The organism is Pontibacter brevis, from assembly GCF_054779655.1.
Window position 1 is genome coordinate 1 of record NZ_BAAGXV010000030.1, and the last position, 20,646, is coordinate 20,646.

Annotated in this window: 19 protein-coding genes and 2 pseudogenes; 9 read left to right on the forward strand and 12 right to left on the reverse strand. The window is 48.7% G+C overall.

Annotation, left to right across the window (positions count from 1 at the left end; all coding sequences use genetic code 11):
* The 3 genes and pseudogenes from ACYVB1_RS09600 to ACYVB1_RS09610 form a co-directional block, all read left to right on the forward strand.
* A pseudogene (locus tag ACYVB1_RS09600) lies at nucleotides 1-87 on the forward strand (IS1 family transposase); the annotation flags it as partial.
* 19 nt (nucleotides 88-106) lie between these two features.
* Nucleotides 107-967, forward strand: a complete 861-nt coding sequence (locus tag ACYVB1_RS09605) for a hypothetical protein (RefSeq protein ID WP_460923247.1) — start codon at nucleotides 107-109, stop codon at nucleotides 965-967.
* A gap of 156 nt (nucleotides 968-1,123) precedes the next feature.
* A complete protein-coding gene (locus ACYVB1_RS09610; protein ID WP_460923249.1) occupies nucleotides 1,124-1,996 on the forward strand; it encodes an SDR family oxidoreductase in 873 nt (290 codons plus the stop codon).
* 78 nt (nucleotides 1,997-2,074) lie between these two features.
* On the opposite strand, the gene ACYVB1_RS09615 is transcribed toward ACYVB1_RS09610, so the two are convergent.
* Nucleotides 2,075-3,754: a hypothetical protein gene (locus tag ACYVB1_RS09615; RefSeq protein ID WP_460923251.1), complete on the reverse strand. Its 1,680-nt coding sequence runs from the start codon at nucleotides 3,752-3,754 to the stop codon at nucleotides 2,075-2,077.
* 64 nt (nucleotides 3,755-3,818) lie between these two features.
* On the opposite strand from ACYVB1_RS09615, the gene ACYVB1_RS09620 reads away from it, so the two are divergent.
* Nucleotides 3,819-4,181, forward strand: coding sequence for a hypothetical protein (locus tag ACYVB1_RS09620; protein ID WP_460923253.1), 363 nt, complete (start codon nucleotides 3,819-3,821; stop codon nucleotides 4,179-4,181).
* A gap of 439 nt (nucleotides 4,182-4,620) precedes the next feature.
* On the forward strand, nucleotides 4,621-4,812 hold the full coding sequence (locus ACYVB1_RS09625; RefSeq protein WP_115565521.1) for a cold-shock protein: 192 nt from the start codon (nucleotides 4,621-4,623) through the stop codon (nucleotides 4,810-4,812).
* A 50-nt stretch (nucleotides 4,813-4,862) separates the two neighbouring features.
* On the opposite strand, the gene ACYVB1_RS09630 is transcribed toward ACYVB1_RS09625, so the two are convergent.
* From ACYVB1_RS09630 to ricT, 3 genes are all read right to left on the reverse strand, one after another.
* A complete protein-coding gene (locus tag ACYVB1_RS09630) occupies nucleotides 4,863-5,969 on the reverse strand; it encodes an endonuclease/exonuclease/phosphatase family protein (RefSeq protein ID WP_460923255.1) in 1,107 nt (368 codons plus the stop codon).
* 187 nt (nucleotides 5,970-6,156) lie between these two features.
* Nucleotides 6,157-6,636, reverse strand: a complete 480-nt coding sequence (locus ACYVB1_RS09635) for a gliding motility lipoprotein GldH (protein WP_460923257.1) — start codon at nucleotides 6,634-6,636, stop codon at nucleotides 6,157-6,159.
* Entirely contained in the window at nucleotides 6,629-8,065 is a 1,437-nt protein-coding gene (ricT, locus tag ACYVB1_RS09640) for a regulatory iron-sulfur-containing complex subunit RicT (RefSeq protein ID WP_460923259.1), read from the reverse strand. Before ricT ends, ACYVB1_RS09635 begins: the two co-directional genes overlap by 8 nt.
* Before the next feature lie 328 nt (nucleotides 8,066-8,393).
* On the opposite strand from ricT, the gene ACYVB1_RS09645 reads away from it, so the two are divergent.
* Nucleotides 8,394-9,806 carry a lipopolysaccharide biosynthesis protein gene (locus ACYVB1_RS09645; protein WP_460923261.1) on the forward strand — a complete coding sequence of 471 codons (1,413 nt, stop codon included), beginning with the start codon at nucleotides 8,394-8,396 and terminating at the stop codon, nucleotides 9,804-9,806.
* Here ACYVB1_RS09645 and ACYVB1_RS09650 read toward each other — a convergent pair.
* The 3 genes and pseudogenes from ACYVB1_RS09650 to ACYVB1_RS09660 form a co-directional block, all read right to left on the reverse strand.
* Nucleotides 9,777-11,063: a glycosyltransferase gene (locus ACYVB1_RS09650; RefSeq protein ID WP_460923263.1), complete on the reverse strand. Its 1,287-nt coding sequence runs from the start codon at nucleotides 11,061-11,063 to the stop codon at nucleotides 9,777-9,779. The genes ACYVB1_RS09645 and ACYVB1_RS09650 overlap by 30 nt on opposite strands.
* Before the next feature lies 1 nt (nucleotide 11,064).
* Entirely contained in the window at nucleotides 11,065-11,991 is a 927-nt protein-coding gene (locus ACYVB1_RS09655; RefSeq protein WP_460923265.1) for a glycosyltransferase family 2 protein, read from the reverse strand.
* A 130-nt stretch (nucleotides 11,992-12,121) separates the two neighbouring features.
* Nucleotides 12,122-13,280 (reverse strand): annotated as a pseudogene (locus tag ACYVB1_RS09660) (zinc-dependent alcohol dehydrogenase).
* Between the two features lie 219 nt (nucleotides 13,281-13,499).
* Between ACYVB1_RS09660 and ACYVB1_RS09665 the strand changes: the two are divergent.
* Together ACYVB1_RS09665 and ACYVB1_RS09670 are read left to right on the forward strand one after the other, a co-directional pair.
* Nucleotides 13,500-14,330 carry a GNAT family N-acetyltransferase gene (locus ACYVB1_RS09665; RefSeq protein ID WP_460923267.1) on the forward strand — a complete coding sequence of 277 codons (831 nt, stop codon included), beginning with the start codon at nucleotides 13,500-13,502 and terminating at the stop codon, nucleotides 14,328-14,330.
* 186 nt (nucleotides 14,331-14,516) lie between these two features.
* Nucleotides 14,517-14,846, forward strand: a complete 330-nt coding sequence (locus tag ACYVB1_RS09670; RefSeq protein ID WP_460923269.1) for a DMT family transporter — start codon at nucleotides 14,517-14,519, stop codon at nucleotides 14,844-14,846.
* A 4-nt stretch (nucleotides 14,847-14,850) separates the two neighbouring features.
* On the opposite strand, the gene ACYVB1_RS09675 is transcribed toward ACYVB1_RS09670, so the two are convergent.
* The 5 genes from ACYVB1_RS09675 to rsfS all read right to left on the reverse strand — a co-directional run bounded on the left by ACYVB1_RS09675 (nucleotide 14,851) and on the right by rsfS (nucleotide 19,667).
* A complete protein-coding gene (locus ACYVB1_RS09675; protein ID WP_460923271.1) occupies nucleotides 14,851-15,678 on the reverse strand; it encodes a hypothetical protein in 828 nt (275 codons plus the stop codon).
* Nucleotides 15,668-16,438, reverse strand: coding sequence for a UDP-2,3-diacylglucosamine diphosphatase (locus ACYVB1_RS09680; RefSeq protein WP_460923273.1), 771 nt, complete (start codon nucleotides 16,436-16,438; stop codon nucleotides 15,668-15,670). The genes ACYVB1_RS09675 and ACYVB1_RS09680 overlap by 11 nt, the downstream gene beginning before the upstream one ends.
* Nucleotides 16,422-17,078: a LutC/YkgG family protein gene (locus tag ACYVB1_RS09685; RefSeq protein ID WP_460923275.1), complete on the reverse strand. Its 657-nt coding sequence runs from the start codon at nucleotides 17,076-17,078 to the stop codon at nucleotides 16,422-16,424. The genes ACYVB1_RS09680 and ACYVB1_RS09685 overlap by 17 nt, the downstream gene beginning before the upstream one ends.
* Nucleotides 17,079-17,088: 10 nt before the next feature.
* Complete coding sequence (ftsH, locus tag ACYVB1_RS09690) at nucleotides 17,089-19,224, reverse strand: ATP-dependent zinc metalloprotease FtsH (RefSeq protein WP_460923277.1); 2,136 nt, start codon at nucleotides 19,222-19,224, stop codon at nucleotides 17,089-17,091.
* Nucleotides 19,225-19,292: 68 nt separating this feature from the next.
* On the reverse strand, nucleotides 19,293-19,667 hold the full coding sequence (gene rsfS / locus ACYVB1_RS09695; RefSeq protein WP_460923279.1) for a ribosome silencing factor: 375 nt from the start codon (nucleotides 19,665-19,667) through the stop codon (nucleotides 19,293-19,295).
* Between the two features lie 49 nt (nucleotides 19,668-19,716).
* Here rsfS and ACYVB1_RS09700 point away from each other — a divergent pair, with 49 nt between their 5' ends.
* Entirely contained in the window at nucleotides 19,717-20,466 is a 750-nt protein-coding gene (locus ACYVB1_RS09700; RefSeq protein ID WP_460923281.1) for a biotin--[acetyl-CoA-carboxylase] ligase, read from the forward strand.
* Nucleotides 20,467-20,646 lie beyond the last annotated feature (180 nt).

Sequence of the window (20,646 nt, forward strand, 5' to 3'; positions counted from 1 at the left end):
AAAACAGCCTGCTTCTCTAAAAAAGAGCAGAATCACTACAACGCCATGAAGCTAATATTCTATTACCGAAACCATCATACATTCTAGACCACAACCCAAAATTTACATGCTGATAAAACTCTTCACGGTATATGTTTACTTACAGGCCATGTTCTGCGGCTGTGGTTCTGACAGGCGCAGCAGCGATTTTGCTCGCTTGCGAAAAGCTTATAAAGTGGAGGTGCAAAGGCTGGGGCGCCTTGACAGCCGCATACCCGAAAGCTCCGGCCTCGCTTTTGCTTCCGACACCACTTTCTGGACACATTCCGACGGCGGACCGCTGAACGAGCTGTACCTGTTTAACCTGAAAGGCGAGTTGCTGCAAACAGTGCCGCTGCAGGTACCTAATAAGGACTGGGAAGATCTGGCGGAGGATGCGCGGGGGCAGCTTTATATCGGGGACTTTGGGAACAACACCAATACCCGCCGCAGCCTTCAGGTGTATGAAGTACGGCAGGAGACAATGGCTGTAGAAGACACTATCCGTTTTCGATATGCTGATCAGACAGCGTTCCCGCCTGAGCGCCCTGAACGCCACTATGACCTGGAAGGATTTTTCTATCATGCCGACAGCCTTCAGCTCTTTACTAAAAGCCGCGCCCTTCGCAAAACGGTAACAAAGCGCTATGCCTTGCCGGCCAAAGGAGGTAACTATGCTTTAGCGCCTCAGGAAGAACTCCAGGTAAAGTCACCGATAACGGCTGCTGCCATGTCGCCGGCGCAGGACCAGTTCGCCCTGCTGGGTTACGGAAGGCTGTACCTGTTCCAGGTGGAGAACGGGCGTGTGAACTTCAGTGGCAAACGCAGTTGCCTGCCAATAGGCAAAACAGGGCAGGCAGAAGCCATACTATACCTCTCGCCAAACCAGTTGCTCATCACTAACGAGAACGGAAAGCTGTACCGGGTTACTATAAGCAGTAAAAGGTAAGTCATTTTTACAGCGTACCGCAGGCTTTATGTTTTGGCGGCCCCTGAATGAATGTTCAGGCAAAATAAGGCAAAGGAGCAGGGAGGCTTTTAGGTTAAGGGTCTACCTACATTCCTGAATAGCCGTATGAGGAGGAATAACGCTAAAGATAAAGCTATGCATAAAACAATATTGGTAACGGGCGCTACAGGCACCGTTGGGAAAGAAGTGGTGATACAGCTTTCTGTGGTGGATGATGTGCGGGTTCGGGCAGGAGTACACTCCATTATAAAAGGAGAAAACCTGAAGCGCCTGCCGGATGTGGAAGTGGTGGAGATGGACTTCAAGGACCAGAACTCACTGCATGCTGCTTTTACACACGTAGATAAAGTTTTCATGGTTACGCCTTTTACAGAAGACCAGGTGGAGATGGCCAAAACACTGGTGGATGAGGCGAAGAAAGCAGATGTAAAGCACCTCGTAAAGCTATCGGTGATCAAGGCGGACGCAGCGCCGGGCATCCTGATTGGGCGCTGGCACAGAGAAATAGAGAAGTATATTGAGGACAGCGGCATACCCTACACTTTTCTGCGGCCTTCCTCTTTTATGCAAAACTACATAAACTATGATGCGGCAAGCATTAAGAACGAGGGCAGATTCTACCATTCAACCGGCAATGGCAGGGTAGCGTGTATTGATGTGCGCGATATCGCCGCGGTAGGGGTAGAGGTGCTGCTTGGTATAGGCCACGAAGGGAAAGCGTATGAGCTTACCGGTCCTGAAGCCATTTCAAACCAGGAAGCAGCGCAGATTATTGGGGAAGTAACCGGGATGCCGGTGCAGTATGTGGATGTACCGGCAGACGCTGCCAAAAGCGCCATGCTCGAAAAACAAATGCCTGCGTGGATGGTCAATGCAATGCTGGAACTGGAGAGCGAATACAAAGGAAACTACTTCAGTGAAACCACCGATACAGTGCAGCAGGTTACCGGCCGTTCTCCCCATTCCTTTCGTCAGTTTGTGAAAGACCATCAGGATGCCTTTGAATAACAGCAGATAAGGAGCCACATAAAAAAGCCACTCCCAATAAAGGAGTGGCTTTCTGTTATTTATTGACGTGTGACTAACTTAGTCTCTGTCCATGTCTCTGTAACGGTCGCTGCGGCGCGTTTCGTATCGGTTCTGGTTTCCACCCTGGTTACTGCCCTGGTTAGAAGAGCCGTATCCACTCTGGCTGCTACCGCCCTGGTTGCTGCCATAACGGTAGTTCTCACGTGAGCTTGAACCACGGTTGTCGCTGTAGTACGAAGTGCCGCTGTCCATGGAGCCATAACGACTCTGGTCGCCACCACGGCCACCCTGGTTGTAGCCGCCTTCGCGGTAACTGCCTGAACCGTAGCCATAGCCACCACTCATGTCGCGGCCTGAGTTGCTGTCGCCGTAGCCGCCACCTCTGTTCGAAGTGTAGCCACCAGAGTTGGAACCATAGCCTCCTGAACTGCCAAAGCCGCCCATGCCATAGTCGCTGCCCTGTGAGCCGTATCTGGCTGAAGAACGGTCGCTATCGCCATACTCGTCGTTATATGACCCGCCTCTTGAGCCGCCGTAACCGCCCTGACTACCGTATCCGCCCTGCATAGAACTTTGAGAGTCATAGCCTCTTGAGGAGCCTCTGTCGTCATTATCATACTCACTCATGCCTCTGGATGAGCCGTAGCCCATTGAGCCATAGCGGTCTCTGTCGCCGTAGTTGCCGCTGTTAGATGAACGGGACGTGCCGGCACCTGACATGCTGGAACCACTACCGCCCTGGCCTGAGCCGCCGTAGCCGTATCCACCCCGTGAGCCATACTCCTGTGAAGAGGAACCATAGTTGCCCTGGGAGCCATAACCACCCTGGCCACGGGAGCCCTGCTGGTTGTATCGGCCCATACCGCCCTGGTCGTTCATCATGCCATAGCCCCGGTTTCGGTCCTGGTCGCCGCCTCTTGACGAGCCGTAGCCTCCCTGGCTGCCATAGCCCTGGCTGCCATAGTTGTTCTGGTCACCGAAGTTACCTTCTCTTGATGAGCCATATCCACCTTGGCTACCGAAGTTGCCTTGTGAACTACCGCCCTGGCCGTAGCCTCCTCCATAAGAAGAGCCACCACCCTGGCCGCCACGGCCACCCTGGTTGCTGCTGGTGTAGCCGCCGCCCATGTTACCGAAGTTACCACTCTGGCCACTCTCATAGCTACCATAGTTGCCTTGAGAGGAGTTTCCTTGTGTACCAAAGGCACCGGAAGTACCACCAGAGATCATGCCGCCCTGTCGGTCGCCTTCTCTGTCTTGGTAGCCACCCTGAAGGCCGCCACGGCTTGTGCCATAATCCTGGTCCTGAAACCTTGTGCGGTTGCCTTCCATGCCGCCTTGGTTGCCATAGTTAAAGCCGCTCAGTGATCCACTGGCAGACTGAGAGCCATAGCCGCCCTGGCCTGATCCATAACCGCCCTGTGAACCTTGTCCTGAAGTACCGTAGCCACCTTGGCTGCCGTAGTTGCCCTGGGAGCCATAACCCATACGGCCTGAATTACCCTGATTCGAAGAACCGTAACCGCCCTGGCCGCTGCTGCTTTGTGAGCCATAATCTCCCTGGTAGCCGTAACCGCTCTGGCCGCCGTAGTTACTGTTCTGCGAACCATACCCATAGCCACCCTGCGAGCCGTACCCGCTTTGGTTTCCGGAGTTTTGGTTGCTGCCAGAGCCTTGGTTATAATTCTGATTTCCGTAGCTTCCTTCGTCTGTGCTGGTTTGGGAGGTACCACTCATGGAACCATAGTTCCCATATGCTGAAAGCTGGCGGTTTGAGTCTGAGCTGCTGCCAGATGCATTGTTGTCGGAACTATTATCAGAGCTGCCACTGGTAGAGGAGGTTCTGCCTGATGTGGATGAACCGGCTGTGGTAGAGCCACTGGTTGTTGAACCTGATGCTGTTGACCCTGATGATTTTGAAGTTTTGGTATCAGATGTTTTGCCCTCTTTTTTAGAAGAAGAGCTTGACTTAGCTTTTGTTGAAGATGACTTGGAGCCAGAAGCTGTCGTCTTGCCGCTATTGTCTTTGGATGCTGACGAAGTAGAACCTGTGGATGCTGTTGAACCTGTACCGCTGGTGCTACCCGTTGTGCTACCTGATGTTGATGAACTTGGTGTGTTAGATGTGTTCCCCGATGAATTTGATGATTCAGTCGAGTTCTGATCTTTCTCTGTGTCTTTCATAGTTTAATCTCCTTAGATTTAGTTAAAAAATTAAGTTTGTTGCAGACCCCGCACAGGTAAGCCACAGGGGCAGCAGATGTGGCTGATTATTGGTTTTCGTTAGACCAAAATACATAGTGATTAAGCTGTTTTTTTGGTGTAACTGAACGTTTTAACTATACGAACCACGGGTGACATAGTTTTTTACGGACAGTGCTTCAGCGGCTGGTAGCAGGAGTACAGCAACTCAGGTGAAACGGCGAACCGGAGGAGTACCACCGGGGGAAGGAATAGTGTGTGTGATATGACACAATGCAACCAGAGCCTGCCGAAAAACCAGCTAAGTGCCTGATGGTGTTTTTGTTATTTATTTTTAAAAAGAAGTTATAATATCAGAAGTTATACTTAACTTTGCTTCATTAATTAATTAATTTATTGTAATGAAAACAGGTAAAGTAAAATTCTTCAACGTATCTAAAGGTTTCGGTTTCATTGTTGCCGATGATACTAATCAGGACATCTTCGTGCATCAGTCTGGTCTGATCCACGAAATTCGTGAGAATGACCGTGTATCTTTCGAAGTGAAGGATGGTAAAAAAGGATTGAATGCAATTAACGTAGAGCGTATCTAAGTTAAAGACATATAGTGCCGCAAGGCAACCATTCATCTATTTTGACCCGCTTAGCCCTGCTGAGCGGGTTTTTTATTTTCCGCCTCCTTCCTGCTGCGCTCTTCACCTTTCTCCAGCCCCTCCTGAATCAGTTCGTCTGCCTCCTGCTTGTCTTCCAAGTCGGCCACGTAGTGTGGCTGCTCTTCCTCATGCTGCGGCTCGTAGTTTAAGGTGATGGCTATAGGGAAATGATCTGAACCGAATTTTTCGAGCCTTTGCAGGGACACCAATCTGAATTCAGGATCATAAAATACGTGGTCAAGGGGATATCGAAATAGAGGTACCAGGGCACTGTAGGTGTTATAGAAACCCCGGCCCACACGTGGGTCTATCATGCCGCTTATTTCCTTGAAAAGCTTTGTAGTTTTAGACCAAGCTACATCGTTCAGATCGCCGGCTACCACACTGGGATACCTGGTATTCTTGGACTGCTTGGCAACCAACAGGAGCTCTGCCTCGCGCGTCTCTGTATTTCTCATCAGGCGTGGAGGCTGTGGGTGCACCGTGAACAAATCAAACTTTTTGCCGCTTGGCAGTTCTACCACTGTATAGAAGGATGGTATGCCATCTTCCACCAAAAACCTTATCTCGCTTTCGTGCAGCTTTAGCCTGCTCCAGAGCATCATACCATACGTGTTCTCCAAGGGCTTTTTAATGGTGTAAGGGTAACGCTTGTCCAGTTCATGACGCACACTTTCGTGCCAGGCCTCGTTTGGTTCATTCATCACCAGCAAGTCCGGGTTCTCCTTTAGTGCCAGTTGCAGAAATTTCTCATATTTTGTGTTCACCATGCGTACGTTGGCAATCATGAGCGTGAAAGCATTGGCAGGTGGATGCTGTTCTGTGCGTAGCGCTTCGCATTTTGCCAGCGGTGTAAAGTTGTAGATAAACCGTACTTCATTCAGTATGGCCAATACCCATACAACAATCATGGCTGTTTCAGCAGTGCCCTCTATATTGAATAGAAACAGGTATGTAACCAACACGAGAGTAAGCAGCACGGCAATATGCAGGCGTGGAAAGTCCAGTACCCTGATCCACCACAAAGGTGTTTTTATAAGTGGTAGAAAGGAGAAAAGGGTAAACAAAAAACCTAATATGATGAGGGTGCTCTTCATGCTTTTACAGGTGCTGTTATAGTTTGGGTGCTATCTGCATACTAAAGCGCGACACCTTTTGTTGCCGCCTGCTTATTCTGTACGGAATTTCTGAAACACACGGCGAAGCATGGGAGAGTACAAAATGAAAGGAGCCCCTGCAGATGCTTCTATTGCTTCTGCAGGGGCTCCTTTCTAATAGATTTTATTACTGCTGTGCCTGGTCTTTTGCTATGCGCACGCCTACGGCTATTATCTGAGGCAGCGGGTCACGACGCATATACTGTGTTAGCTTCAGCTTATAAGTACCCGCTTTACTGAATCTTACATCATCCAGCGCAAGTGCCTGTACATCATACGTGTCGCTGGAGCCACTGCCAAGCGGCTGCCCTGTTTTAGGGTCCATGAGCAGCAACTCGTGTAGCGAAGCCGACAGCTGTGCACTGTCGGGCCCAACAAGCTGGTGGCGCAGGTACAGGTTATAATAATCGTACTGCAGGTTGTAGCGCACATTAAAGTACACATCGTATACCTGTGTGGTATCCTGTATCTCAAACTCGAAAACCGGCGCATTATCAATCTGCCAGTTATTGTCGGGTAGCTCTACGTTCTGTTCGTAAACCCGTTCCGGATCACAGCTTGTCAGCACCAGCAAAGCTGCCATCCACACCACGAAGGCTTTATGCATCAGTACGCGGCGGTTTATTTGACTGATCAGGCTTTTTGCCTCTGAAAGGTTTGCGCGAACGTTGCTTTTTAGGCTGCTGGCCTTCTGCGCTCGCCTGACCTTGCGGCTGTGGCTGAGACTGTGACTGTGACTCCGCTCGGGGTGGCCTTGCAGGCTTTCTTTCCCTCGGCTCCCGGTTGTTTTCCCGGTTATCTCTGTTGTCCCTGTTATCCCTGTTATCTTTAGGCTCCCGGTTTTCTCTTCCTTCACGTGGTCCACGTGCATCTTTGTTACGGTTTCTGTTTCTTGGAGGCCGCTGTCTGTCAGGCGCCTGGGTTTGCTCACCTGGTTGTCCCTGGCCTCTTTCCTGCTTCAGCTTTTGCTTTGGCTCTTGCGCATCGGTCTTTGCCGGCTGGTCAGCTGCAACAGCTGGCTTTTTCTTCTTCTTTTTCTTCTTTTTGCTCTTGAACTTGTCATCAAGGCGCTCCAGGCTTCCTTCCACCTGTGCCACAAACTCATTCTGCTTTGGCTCATCCGGCACTTCCAGCAACAGCGCTTCTACTGCCACGCCCTTTGCATTTTGCTCTAGAATCTCCTGAACACGTGCCACTGGCACAGGATACCAGTTGTTGTCGCCTTTGTAGCCAAACCACATCATCTTTTTGAAGATGTCTGTTTTCTGCAGCACGGCATCGCCAAGTTTTGTCTGCAACGGCCGGTTTACTGTTGGTATATCCTTCAGTGCATCCATATAGGTCTCCAACTCATAATTGAGGCAGCACTTCAGGCGGCCACACTGGCCGGAAAGCTTGCTTGGGTTAAGCGACAGGTTCTGGTAGCGCGCTGCTGTGGTAGACACACTTTTGAAGTCGGTGAGCCAGGTAGAGCAGCAGAGTTCACGGCCACAAGAGCCAATACCACCCAGGCGGCCCGCCTCATGGCGCATGCTGATTTGGCGCATTTCAATACGCACTTTAAACTCTTCTGCCAGCTTCTTTATCAGGTCGCGAAAGTCTACACGGTCATCGGCTGAGTAGTAGAAAGTCGCCTTGCTTCTGTCAGCCTGGTATTCTACGTCAGACAGTTTCATCCTTAGCTTCAGGCTGTGGATTATCTCACGGCTACGGTACATTGTAGTAGCCTCCATGTCGCGTACTTCCTGGAACTTCTCCATGTCGCGCTCATTGGCGATGCGGTAGATGGAGCGGATCTCTTCGTTGTTATCCACCTTTTTCTTCAGCATCTGCAGGCGCACCAGTTCTCCTTTCAGCGACACATAGCCAATATGGTGGCCGTTCGGCACATCTACCACCACGGCATCGCCAGTTGTTAACTCGAGCCTGTTGGTATTACGGAAGAAGTCTTTGCGACCTCCTTTAAATCTTACTTCTATAATGTCGAACTCCTCAAACGATGTTGGTAACTCCATGTCGCTGAGCCAGTCGAACACGTTTAAACGGTTGCAGCCTCCTGTGCTGCACCCGCCGTTGCTTTTGCAGCCGCTTACGCCGGTGCTGCATCCGCCACTAGAACATGAACTACATCCCACTTTTATATCTCCTTATATAGCTAGGCTATTCTTGTTTTCTAATTCACTTAATTAACAAATATAATAATTTTTCAGGCTTTTATGTGGAAGCCAATAAAACTACTATGCTGAGCAACACAAAGCAGGTGCTTTTGGTGCAGCAGGAAGCAGAAAAAACGGAGGCAGCAGGGAAACACGAAAAAAAGCGGCTGGTAGGGTAAGGCTGGAAATTAAAGTATAATTTTAAGCGATGCTTCGAACCCTTCTCTCACATGCGGCTATCTATGGGCTGGCGGCACATGTGCCGCGGTTGGCAGGAGTATTGGCACTGCCCGTTATTACACCGTTCCTTACCACAGTTGATTATGGCGTGGCTGGTGTGGTAACGGCCTATGTGGGAGCCCTGGGTATTACACAATCCCTGGGCTTGTCTGCGGTGATGACAAGCAGCTTTGTCCGGTATCCTACACGCTTCAAATGGGTTTGGCGGCAGTTGCATGGCTTTACGCTGCTTTGGTCAATTGTGTATGGACTAGTGCTGGGAACGGTGCTTTACCTGGTCATTCCGAACGGGGCGGTTGAGAACAGATGGCAGATTGTGCTGTTAAACACTTTGCCCGCCCTGCTTTTCAACAATACGGAGTTCCTGGGCAGCATGTACTACCAGATGCAGCAGCGGCCTTTCCCTGTTGCCCTCCGCTCTTTTGTAGTAGGAACATTGGTAGTAGGGTTAAACATCTATACCATAGCCTACCTCCGGATGGGCTATATGGGTTGGTTTTACTCCAACTTTATAGGAACGGTAGTCGGGTTTCTGATTTACAGCCCCATGCTTTACCTTAAGGAGCGGATGACGCCGATTTTATGGTTTAACTGGCAGCGCATCAGAAGTTCGCTGCAGGTATCGATCCATATTATACCACATCACTTCTCGTTTTTTCTGTTAGATACTTCTGACAGGCTAGTGATGGACGTGCTGCGGGTACCTCTCCCCCGTATAGGCTTCTACAATATAGCCTCCAGCTTCGGTCTTTATTTTGCTGCGGCTTCCAATGCCGTAGTGCAGGCCGCAGGTCCGGTATATTTGCGCCTGTATGCAAAGCATGAGAACCAGGAGGCTGCAATGCAGGCAAGGCAACTGACTTTTTCGCTGCAGATTTTGTTTCTCATAGCCACCTCTCTTGTCGCGCTCTGGATGAAGGAAATATTTGCGCTGCTGATAAAGAACGAGGTGTTGCAAGAGGCATATCCTTTAGCGATTATCATATTGATGGGGTACAGTTATAAGCCTATGTACCTGGCGGTGGTGAATCAGTTGGTATATCAGGAGAAGACGAAGGAACTCTGGAAAATCTCTACAGTGGCAGGCATCGGTAATGTTCTCCTCAATCTCTTGCTCGTACCCTTTTGGGGAATCGAAGCAGCTGCGTTTACCACCTTTGCATCCCTCATGTATATGGGCTACGCCGGTTACCTGCTGAAGGAGTATAAGCAGATACAGCAGGTTAATTACTACCCCTGGCTTTGGTTACCTTTAAATGTGATGGCATTGCTGACAGTTTATTTCTTAGCAGACGTGGACCTGTTGACAAAAGCAGTTGTGTCTTTCCTGATTATGTGCATAGCTTTGTTGCTAAGCATAAGGCTGCGGAGTATTTTCTAAACCGGACTTAGAGCCAGTATAAAGCGCTATCAGTTTCTGGTGCAGTACCTTGTTATCAAAGTTTTCTACTACATAGGCTCTGCCTGCCATTCCAAAGCTTCTTCTCAAATCAGGGTTTTCCAACAGGAGTCGTATTTTATCGGCAATAGCTCCTGCGTCCCTCTGAGGAGCTACAAAACCCGAAACTCGGGGTAGCATTCCCTCTGGTATCCCTCCGGCGTCTGTTACCACCAGGGGCAGTTCCATACTTTGGGCTTCCTGTACAACAAGACCCTGCGCCTCTATTTCTCCATTCTGAGCCTGAATGCCTGCAAGTACAAAAACATGTGCTTTGTTATAGTACTCTAACACTTTTTCCTGTGTACAAGCACCATGTAAAAAAACATGCTTTCTTAATTTTAGGCTGTCTATCACCTGTTCTACATCGCTTCTGAGTTCTCCTTCCCCAAGAACATGGTACTCCAGGTCAGGATACAGGGGCACGAGCGTTGCGACTGCTCTTATACTGTATTCAATTCCTTTGAATTCTGTTAAACGCGCTACAGTGAGTATGACAGGGTTTGATAGGAACTTCTTTGCATGTTCATGAGAAGGCTTGAACTTGCCCGTATCCAAGCCTACAGGTAGGTAAACAATAGCAGAATCTGGTATTCCTAACTTCAGCGCTTTTTGCTTTGTGTAAAGCGAATTAACCGTAAATACCTTGCATTCCTTAATCAAATCCCTGTACAGGCCTTTACGCGAGGCATGCGTTTTCCAGGATAGGTACTCCTGATGGTTTACATCATACCCATGAAATGATGTAATCAATTTTCCTTGTAGCAATCCAATCTCCCTGAAGTTAAGTGCTTTGATGGCATTAGGACCAAAATGGCAATGAACGACATCAAACTGCTTCTGTTTTAGAAAAGGAATAGAGTCATAAAAGAACTGCAGGTTAAAGGCATACATGCCATACCTAAAGAAATTCAGCGTTGGCAGGAGGTGTTTTACATCAGGATAGTTGCGAAAGAGCAGGTACAGTGCCTTCAGAATTCTTTTGAAGCGGTTCCGGGGAATGTGAGGGCGGTAAACCACTTTTGAGTACATGTTATATTGCGCAATGATAGCATGCTCCACATAATCCTCAGGTGGTTTGCCGATCGAAAAAATAGTCACATCATGCCCGTCCTCAAAAAGTGATGCAAGTTGGTTAAGCAGGTAAGTCTCTGTCAGCGCAGGGAAGAAGCTGATGGAGTAGGCAATTTTGAGCTTCATTTTAGATTTCTGCAAAGTAAGGGAGCTCTTGCTGTGGCGTTTTTTTTGCAATGGACCAATATATGCACGCAAGCTGGGGAGCTAAACTATACCTGGAGGTGCGATAATAAAAAGCTTGCAAAGCAAAATAAATCTGAGCATAAATCACGCTTTTTGTCTTCTTAAGAAACAGAAACTCATTTACAAGTACATGTGTAATATTCTTATTGAAGTCTTTGGCATCTTTGGTGCTGGCTGCTACATAGTGTACCACATGAGGCAAAGGGGAATAAATGAATCTGTACCCTCGCTTCTTGAGATAATAGCACCAAAGCTTGTCCTCCACATACATAAAAAAATCTTCCGGGAATTTGCCTCCAGGGAATAAGTCAATGGCATTGCGCCTGATTAAGAAGAACGTTGCCCAAATCCAATCCGGATAGAGTTCCTGTTCATAATCGAAGTAGTGAGCCGCATAAATTTCCCCCCACTTCTTTTTAGGTATAAATTTATACAGGCGGAAAATCTCGGATAACAATAAAAGGATGGAAGGGAAGTTTTGCGCGACATGCTGAGGGGCTCCATGAGGATACGTAACTTTGCCGGTAATGGCAGCAGCACGCGGATCTTCTTGTAGCCGCTTAAAAGCCAGTAACAATGCGTTGTTCAGAAGCTTTGTATCACTGTTTAACAACAGTATAGTCTTGCCACTGGCATACTGAAGCCCAATGTTGTTGCCTTTCGCAAAACCAACATTAGTCGTGTTCCCAACGAGTTTTATATCAGGAAAAGCCTCTTTGATAAGTTTCGGGTCGCATTCTGTGGAGCCATTGTCTACTACAATAATCTCATAACTGATGCCATGCGTTTGCGCATAAACGGATGCAATACATTCGCAAGTCAGCTGAAATGTGTTGTAGTTTAAAATGATTACTGATATATCAATCATGTTGCCCTATGCCTGAGATACTTACAAGTACCTGACCCGAAAGATAACGATTATCTGCTTAACAAGATTATAATAAGCAGGGGGCGAAGTTAACAACTCCGCCCCCTGCTTATTGATTATATTCATAACCTTACGGCTTCAACACGACCTTCACACAGTTGTCTTCTTTTTTATTGAAGATGTCATAAGCATAAGAGGCTTGCTCCAGCGGTAATGTGTGGGTAATAATGTCATCCAGCACTATCTTTCCCTGATCTACCCAACTGTAGAGTTCGTCGACGAAGTACTGAACAGGTGCCTGGCCTGCTTTGATGGTGAGTCCTTTGTCGAAGATCTGGTGCCACGGGAAATTGTCGTAAGGGGAACCCTATACGCCGACAACTGATACTATACCGCTTCGACGTACAGCGCTCAGGCACATCCTGAGAGCGTTGATAGTTCCTTTTTCCATATGAAGAACCGACATGGCGCGATCCAAGAGCGATTTGTCAGCTTCCATACCCACGGCATCAATACATACATCAGCACCGCGGCCACCAGTCATCTCCCGAATCGCCTCAACCGGGTCTATATTCTTCAGGTTAATGGTTTCTGATCCGGCTGAGCGGCGTGCCATGTCCAGGCGATAGTCCTCGAGGTCAATACCAATAACTCTTTTGGCTCCCCGAATCCAGGCTACCTTCTGCGCCATCAAGCCTACAGGGCCGCAGCCAAACACTGCTACTGTTTCACCGCCCTTCACTTCGCCCCAATGCACAGCAGAGTAGCCGGTTGGAAAGATATCTGTCAGGAAGAGTACCTGTTCGTCCGTAAACCTGTCCGAAACTTTGACAAGCCCTGTGTCAGCAAAAGGTGTACGCACGTATTCGGCCTGCCCACCGGCGTAGCCGCCATACAGGTCAGTGTAGCCATACAGTGCGGCGCCTTTTTCTGTCATCAGGCCACCTTCCGGGCCATAGTGCTCGGGGTTGGAGTTCTCACAATGCGGGTAATGCCCGTGCTGGCAGAAGAAACAGCTGCCGCAGGAAATAGGAAAAGGCACAATCACACGGTCGCCCTTTTTTACATTCTTTACCTGCGATCCGGTTTCCTCCACAATTCCCATAAATTCATGCCCCATGACCATGTTTCCTAACTGCGGAATCATGCCATTGTAAATATGAAGGTCAGAGCCGCAAATGGCGGTGGAGGTAACGCGGATGATGGCGTCGCGTGGGGTCAAGTATTCTCGGGTCTTCTACATTGTCAACCCGTATATCTTTCATTTTGTGAAATACTGCTGCTTTCATAGTTTTGATTAAGTTTTTAGATGTTTTGCCAGTTGAGCTGGCTATATGTGTCGGTAATACTAACGATTCAGACAAGGAATGCGTTGTAAACCGCTATTTACCATCGCTATAGCTTTGCAGTTGCCCAACTTTTCTGTGGTTGGCCGTAAATAACCTAAACACTTACCTGTTGCCGTGAATATGCCTGACTTTCGACTTGCCTTTCTTTCTGAAAAAGAGATGCCTAAGCTGCACGAGACTTTTCTGCAGTCTTTTGCAGATTACCTGATGCCTATTCAGCTGAATACGGAGCAATTCAGGGCCAAAGTAAAGCGGGAGGGAATAGTTCCTTCCTTTTGTGTGGCTGCCTACGCAGGCGAACGGATGGTGGGGTTTATCCTGACCGGTTTGGGAGAATGGCATGGTACGCCTACTGCATACAATGCCGGTACAGGTGTGCTACCGCAGTTCAGAGGGTATCAACTGACAAAGCAACTCTACACTTTTATGTTGCCCAAGCTTAGGGAGAGCGGAGTTGAGCAATGCCTGCTGGAAGTGATTCAGGAGAATGCACCTGCGTTGAGGGCTTACAAGAGCGTTGGGTTTAACGTAACACGTTCCCTGGAATTACTCAGGGCGCAGAAAAGTGAGTTGCTGCTGAAGGCAGAGGAGCCTGATGCGGTAACCATTGCGTCCGTCAGTAAGCCTGACTGGAAGACGTATGGCTGTTTCTGGGATGCAGCACCTTCCTGGCAAAACACGGCAGAGGCAATCATGAAAAGCCCTGATGAGAAAATTATGCTGGAGGCGCGGGATAATAACCAGGAAGTTGTAGGCTACATCGTGTTTTTTCCTAATGCGGGCTCTGTTGCGCAGTTTGCAGTTAATAAACTGAGTCGTGGCAAAGGCACTGGTACAGCACTACTGCGCGAGGCTGTGCGGCTCACCAAAACCTCCTCTCTTATGTTTGTGAACATCGACAGCTCAGCCACATCCCTTTTAACGTACCTGGAGCGGCGCCACTTCAGGAATATGCTCAGTCAATACGAAATGGTGTTGCCTATTGTATAACGTGTGTGTGTGCCGTAAAGCTGGAGAGCATAAGTTCAGGTGCAATGGCCTTCATGGGAAATAAGTGATATATGTTCCCTTGTTTGACTTGTGGCGCAGGTACATGCGAAAGGCACAAATGAGGGAAACAGGTTTACCTGCCGTGGCTATTGTGTATCTTTGCCCTCAGAATAAAATGTTTAAATTATGAACATGGCGTGGTTTTACCTGATCCTGGCAGGACTCTGTGAAATTGGCTGGGCCTTTGGGCTGAAGTACAGTGAGGGTTTTACAAAGATAGGAGTGAGTATTGTAACTGTGATTGTGATGATACTAAGCTTTGTATTGCTGTCGCAGGCTATGAAGCACTTGCCGCTGGGTACTGCCTACGGCATCTGGACGGGTATCGGAGCAGCTGGCACGGCTATTTTAGGTATTGTTTTCCTCAACGAGCCGCGTGATTTCATCCGTATCTTTTGTATTCTGCTTATTATAACCGGTGTAGTAGGGCTGAAATTATTTTCAGGCGCTAAATAAGCTGTTACTGCCAGATATAGATGTCTGCCTTACTTTTGCTGAAAAGATAGCATTGACTGTCCCCGACCAGTGTTGTGCTGTACTGTTCTTTTTCCGGCAGCGATATGCTTCGCTTTTCTGAAGTATACAAGTCATAAAAATGTAGCTGCCCATCCTGCACAAAATACAGTTCATTACCACGAAAGCCTATATAACTGACCCCTTTAAAAGGAATGTTTTTCTTGTAGTTGCCCAGGTTATCAAACACGTAGATACCGTTGTTGTAGTCCAGCAGGTACACCAGGTTCTGGTACTCCCGCAACTGGTGCACATCAAAGCGCTCCCTGTCCAGTATCAGGTTAAGAGGTGTTTCTACAGTGACCTTGCGCAGGCGCGGGTCCAGCTTGCTAAGTGTCAGGTTTGTTTCATCAAAAAGCCAGAAGCCGTCATCTGCAGAAAGTGTGGCAGTTTTGGCAATGCCTTCATAGCTCATGTCGCGCAGGCTGGTGTTGCTAATGGGACGCAGGAAGCGGTCCAGCAAGAGCAGTGCTTGCCTGTCTTCATAGAAAAGCAGTATCTTCATCGGGTTCCAGGCTTCTATGTTGCTGATGCGGCCACGGGTAGGGGGAGAGAAAGTATCCAGCGGTTGTCCCAACGAGTCGAGGCGGAGGAGATTACGCTGTGGGTTTAATATGTACAGATAGCCGTTGCGGTCCTGCGAAATACTTGTAGCAGAGCTAACAGGTATGCTGTGGCTGTAAAGTAGCCGTGCTTCTTCCTGCTGGGCAAAAGCCTGCAAGGGTGCCAGGAATAGCACCACCAGGAGCAAGCTTATGTAAGTGTTAGCCTTCAAAGGTTTTCAGGTCTAGTGTCTCTCCGTCATACACAGCATAAGTGCAAAAATTAACCCATTCTCCTAAGTTAACATAGCGGCTGCTGTCGCCGATAGGCAGGTCGAGCGGCAGATGGCGGTGCCCGAATATATAATAATCATGATGCTGCTCTTTTTCTACTTCCTGGCAATACTGTACCAGCCACTCCTCATTGCCCAAAAAAGCTTCGTCTTTTTTTATGTTGCTGATGCGGCTCCTTCTCGACCACATGTTTGCCACACCGATACCTAAGTTAGGGTGCACCCGCTCAAAAAGCCATTGGCAGGCTTTGTTGTTAAACACCCGCTTCAGCAGCTTATAAGTATGGTCGCCGGGGCCAAGCCCATCGCCGTGTCCGATATAAAATGTCTTATCACCCAAAGTGGTGGAAATAGGCTCACGGAGCACCGGAACATTAAGCTCCTCCGGAAAGTAGTCGAACATCCACATGTCGTGGTTGCCCGTGAAGACAAGCACCGGAAGGCCCGTATCAGTTAACTCTGCCAGTTTTCCCTGCAGCCGTGTAAAACCTTTCGGGATGGCATGTTTGTACTCAAACCAGAAGTCAAAAATATCGCCGACCAGAAGTATAGCGGCTGCATCCTGCCGGGCCATTTCCAGCCAGCGCACTATCTTTTTCTCTCTTGCTTTGCTGGTGGCAGCATCGGGTACGCCTAAATGGAAATCGGAGGCAAAGTATACTTTCTTACCTGGTGAAAGTGTGTCAATTCGGAATGTCATCAATCAGGAACAGTACTAGCTGCTTCGGGCCGTGGGCACCCATTACCAGCGTCTTCTCAATGTCAGCTGTGCGGCTTGGCCCACTCACCATCGAAACCATAGATGGGAAGTTGTTTTCTTTATACTTGTTGCGGAGGCGTTGCAAGGCATCCTTTATATCCGGCACCAGCTGGCTGGCCTGGGCTACCACCATATGGGTAGGCGGATAAATACTCAACCTTCGACCTCCGGCATTGGCGGAACTGACTAAAATGCTGCCTGTGCGGGTTATCAACGATTCACAGGTGGTCAGGCTGGCCTCTACGTCCTTCACAAAAGTTTCTTCGTTGTCGCTGAACTCTATGCCGGCATACTGGAGGGCATTCTGAAGGTTGCGCTCCCACACATACAGGTGCTGCAGGTTTTGCTCTTTTTTGTAGATGTAGAGCTGGTCAAAGAAATCCTCCTGGTTCTCGCAATACACAAACTTGCCGCTGTTGCGGATAAAGTTTTCCGCAAAAACAATGGACATATCCTCTATGGGTACTATCGGGTGCAGTGGAGAGGTAAAGTCAGGGGTAGGAGGCAGAAAAGGCGCCGACTTAGCCAGCGCCTCTCTTACTCTTCTTAATACTATTTCTTTAGATTTTGCTTCGTACATGCCTGTTTTATCAAGCTGTTTTAGAACTTCTTATAGTGTCATCCTGATCAGCCGGTGCATTGCCATCCAGCGGTGTGCCTGGCACCCGGCCTTCGTTCTGCTCTGGGTGCTGTGTAAGGCCTTGCTCTACAGGAGCAGAGGCATGTGGCTCTACCTCGCTTTTGGTTTTGCTGCGATCAGTGCCCGCCGTGTGCGCCTGGTAAGCGGTAAGTGCATCAAACGGACGCGGACCTACTAAGCGCTCCAAGTCACTCTGGAACAGAATTTCTTTTGCCAGCAGTTCCTGGGCTACAATTTCCAGTTCACGGCCTTTGTCAGCCAATAACTGCTTTGTACGGTCGTAAGCTGCCTGAATGATGGTGCGTACTTCCTCATCTATGGTCTGTGCAGTGGCCTCAGAATATGGCTTGCTGAAAGTATAATCAGAGTTCTGTTTTGAGTCATAGAAAGAGACGTTACCTATTTTCTGGTTCATACCATACATCGTCACGATGCTGTACGCCATTTTGGTAATGCGCTCCAGGTCACTCAATGCACCAGTCGAAATTTTGCCAAAAATAAGTTCCTCGGCAGCACGTCCGCCTAAGGCCATGCACATCTCGTCGATCAGCTGCTCTGTGGTGTACAGGAACTGTTCTTTCGGAAGATACTGGGCATAACCTAATGCAGCTACACCACGTGGCACAATACTCACTTTCACCAATGGGTCTGCGTGCTCCAGGAACCAGCCTGCAATGGCGTGGCCCGCCTCGTGGTAGGCCACAATTTTCTTCTCTTCCGGAGAGATAATCTTGTTCTTCTTCTCCAGACCACCGATAACACGGTCAATTGCATCGTTGAAGTCCTGCTGGTCTACAGCCTTTTTGTTGCGGCGGGCGGCGATAAGCGCTGCCTCGTTACAAACGTTCGCAATTTCAGCACCGGCAAAGCCAGGCGTTTGTGCAGCAAGCTTACGGGCATCTACATCTGCAGCCAGTGTAAGTGGTTTCAGGTGCACATCGAAAATCTCTGTACGGCCGTTAATGTCTGGCTTGTCGATGCTCACCTGTCGGTCGAAACGACCTGGGCGCAGCAGGGCAGAGTCAAGGGTATCAGGGCGGTTAGTGGCGGCCAGGATGATAACACCTGAATCCGTTGCGAAACCATCCATCTCCACTAACAGGGAGTTCAGGGTATTCTCGCGCTCATCGTTACCGCCTGGCGTGGCCCCACGGCTACGGTGACGGCCAATGGCGTCAATCTCATCGATAAAAATGATACAAGGCGCCTTTGCTTTTGCCTGTTTGAAGAGGTCACGCACACGCGCGGCACCTACACCCACAAACATTTCCACAAAGTCAGAACCAGACAGAGAGAAGAACGGTACATCGGCCTCACCTGCCACGGCTTTTGCCAAAAGGGTTTTACCTGTTCCCGGAGGGCCTACCAGCAAAGCACCTTTCGGTATTTTACCACCCAGAATCGTGAACTTGGAAGGGTTCTTCAGGAACTCAACAATTTCCTGTACCTCCTCTTTAGCCTCTTCCAGACCAGCCACGTCCTTGAACGTGATTTTTACTTTGTTCTCTGCATCAAAAAGGGCAGCCTTAGACTTGCCAATGTTGAAAATCTGGCCACCTGCGCCACCTGTGGTAACACGGCGCATCAGGAACCAGAAACCAAACACAAGTAGTATCAGGAAGCCCCACTGCAGGAAGAAATCAGCAAAGCCGGTTCGTGACTCTGGTTTTACCGGCACCCGCTGCTCGCGCGGCAGGTTCTCCTGAAGCTGATCAAGGTCTTCCTTGAATATCTCGGCTGAAATAACCTGGAAATGGTACTGCGGTCCCTGTTCCATTGAGAAGGCACCACGGTTATTCAGTTCAGTCTTGTACTTCTCGTTTTGCAGTGCCTCTTCTTTGAGGTACACTTCTACGGTCTTGCCGTTCACTACAGTCAGTCTGCTAACGTCTCCGCTCAGCAGCATCTCTTCAAACTCCTGCTGTGTTGTTTCAATAGAGGAGTTGCTTTTGTTCAGATAAGTTAAACCGAAAATCAGCAAAATCAGCACCGCCAGCATCCACAACTGCATGGTTGGGCGTGGGGGCGTATTCGGGATCATCGGCTTTTTTTTCTTGTTATTGCCTTTATTATTATTTTCTGCCATTGATGTTTAAGTTCAGATACATGGAAAACACTGGCCTTGGCTAATTGTTCAGCTACAGCCAGCTATGTTTAGACAGACGCTACCTGTTCTATTTTGGCATCGCCCCAAAGCTCCTCCAAAGCATAAAATTCGCGTTTGTCCTTTAAGAAAATATGCGCTACAACATCTACATAATCCAGCAACACCCACTCGTTGTTGGTGCGTCCCTCGCTTTGCCACGGGTTTTGCCGTACTGCTTTGAATACTTCTTCTTCTATCGAAGACGCAATGGCATCAATCTGCGTGTCGGAGTTTGCGGATGCTATTACAAAATAATCTGATACAGCGTTCTTTAGTGATTTGAGGTTTATGATAACAATATCGGTCGCCTTCTTTTCCTGCATTCCCTTCACTACAAGTTCTGCCAAAATGTCTGAAGTTGCCTCAACCTTGGTTTCTTTCATTATTGCTCTATAATTTTGATCTACAAAAGTACTAATTATACCTTAATTTATGTTGCCTCATACGCTGTTTATAGGCCAGCAGCTTTACTTTCTGCCGGTTTGCGAATCCACTAACTCAGAGGCCCAACAGCTTCTTATCAAAAATGAAGCCACAGAGGGCTGCACAGTTATTACGCACCAGCAAACAAAAGGGCGCGGCCAGCGCGGTAATTCCTGGGAGGCTGAGCCTGGTAAAAACGTGACGCTCTCTGTAATATTGTCACCTTCGTTCCTGGCGGCCAGGCAGCAGTTCTACCTTAACATAGCTGTGTCGTTAGCTGTGCTTGATATGCTCCATGAACAGGGGCTGCACAAGGCACAGGTAAAGTGGCCAAACGATTTATTTTATGAAGGTAAGAAACTTGGCGGGATTCTGATAGAAAACACCATAAATAGCTACCTACTACAACACAGTATCGTCGGGATTGGTTTAAATGTGAACCAGTTGTATTTTGATTACACAACGGCAACTTCTATGTGTAACGTAACAGGCGACACTTTGGACGTAGAGAAAGTGACGGTGCGACTGCTGGAACTGCTGGAGAAGCGCTACCTCGAACTGCGAAGTGGAAAAACCAGCAAACAGCGGCATGAGTACCTGCAGGCAATGTACCGCTACCAGGAAGTGCACCCTTTTGTTGTGGATGGCCGGCAGGTGCAGGGGCAAATAGTAGGCGTGAATGAAAACGGGTGCCTTGCGGTAGAAATCGGGAACAAACTCCACTATTTCGCTTTTAAAGAAATAAGTTATGTCTTCTGACCTTCATCTCTTAATTGCAGCGGCTGACAGAGCATGCTGTTGTCTCGTTAGTGCATAGTTACATAGACCGCCAGGTGCTGCAGATGCATCCTGGTGCTGACCAATCAGGAGCAGCGGAGGTGACAACCGCCAGTTTGTAGTGTATGCCAGTGTGTTAAAACAGCTTCTAAATTTTTTTCG

Excerpts from the sequence above, each read along its gene's own strand:
- ACYVB1_RS09685 (WP_460923275.1), bottom strand. The coding sequence starts at position 17,078 with ATGTACGAAGCAAAATCTAAAGAAATAGTATTAAGAAGAGTAAGAGAG.
- ACYVB1_RS09635 (WP_460923257.1), bottom strand. The coding sequence starts at position 6,636 with ATGCATAAAGCCTTCGTGGTGTGGATGGCAGCTTTGCTGGTGCTGACA.
- ACYVB1_RS09645 (WP_460923261.1), top strand. The coding sequence starts at position 8,394 with ATGCTTCGAACCCTTCTCTCACATGCGGCTATCTATGGGCTGGCGGCA.
- ACYVB1_RS09700 (WP_460923281.1), top strand. The coding sequence starts at position 19,717 with ATGTTGCCTCATACGCTGTTTATAGGCCAGCAGCTTTACTTTCTGCCG.
- ACYVB1_RS09670 (WP_460923269.1), top strand. The coding sequence starts at position 14,517 with ATGAACATGGCGTGGTTTTACCTGATCCTGGCAGGACTCTGTGAAATT.
- rsfS (WP_460923279.1), bottom strand. The coding sequence starts at position 19,667 with ATGAAAGAAACCAAGGTTGAGGCAACTTCAGACATTTTGGCAGAACTT.
- ACYVB1_RS09605 (WP_460923247.1), top strand. The coding sequence starts at position 107 with ATGCTGATAAAACTCTTCACGGTATATGTTTACTTACAGGCCATGTTC.
- ACYVB1_RS09665 (WP_460923267.1), top strand. The coding sequence starts at position 13,500 with ATGCCTAAGCTGCACGAGACTTTTCTGCAGTCTTTTGCAGATTACCTG.
- ACYVB1_RS09625 (WP_115565521.1), top strand. The coding sequence starts at position 4,621 with ATGAAAACAGGTAAAGTAAAATTCTTCAACGTATCTAAAGGTTTCGGT.
- ACYVB1_RS09615 (WP_460923251.1), bottom strand. The coding sequence starts at position 3,754 with ATGAGTGGTACCTCCCAAACCAGCACAGACGAAGGAAGCTACGGAAAT.
- ACYVB1_RS09650 (WP_460923263.1), bottom strand. The coding sequence starts at position 11,063 with ATGAAGCTCAAAATTGCCTACTCCATCAGCTTCTTCCCTGCGCTGACA.
- ACYVB1_RS09610 (WP_460923249.1), top strand. The coding sequence starts at position 1,124 with ATGCATAAAACAATATTGGTAACGGGCGCTACAGGCACCGTTGGGAAA.
- ACYVB1_RS09680 (WP_460923273.1), bottom strand. The coding sequence starts at position 16,438 with ATGACATTCCGAATTGACACACTTTCACCAGGTAAGAAAGTATACTTT.
- ACYVB1_RS09630 (WP_460923255.1), bottom strand. The coding sequence starts at position 5,969 with ATGAAGAGCACCCTCATCATATTAGGTTTTTTGTTTACCCTTTTCTCC.
- ftsH (WP_460923277.1), bottom strand. The coding sequence starts at position 19,224 with ATGGCAGAAAATAATAATAAAGGCAATAACAAGAAAAAAAAGCCGATG.
- ACYVB1_RS09655 (WP_460923265.1), bottom strand. The coding sequence starts at position 11,991 with ATGATTGATATATCAGTAATCATTTTAAACTACAACACATTTCAGCTG.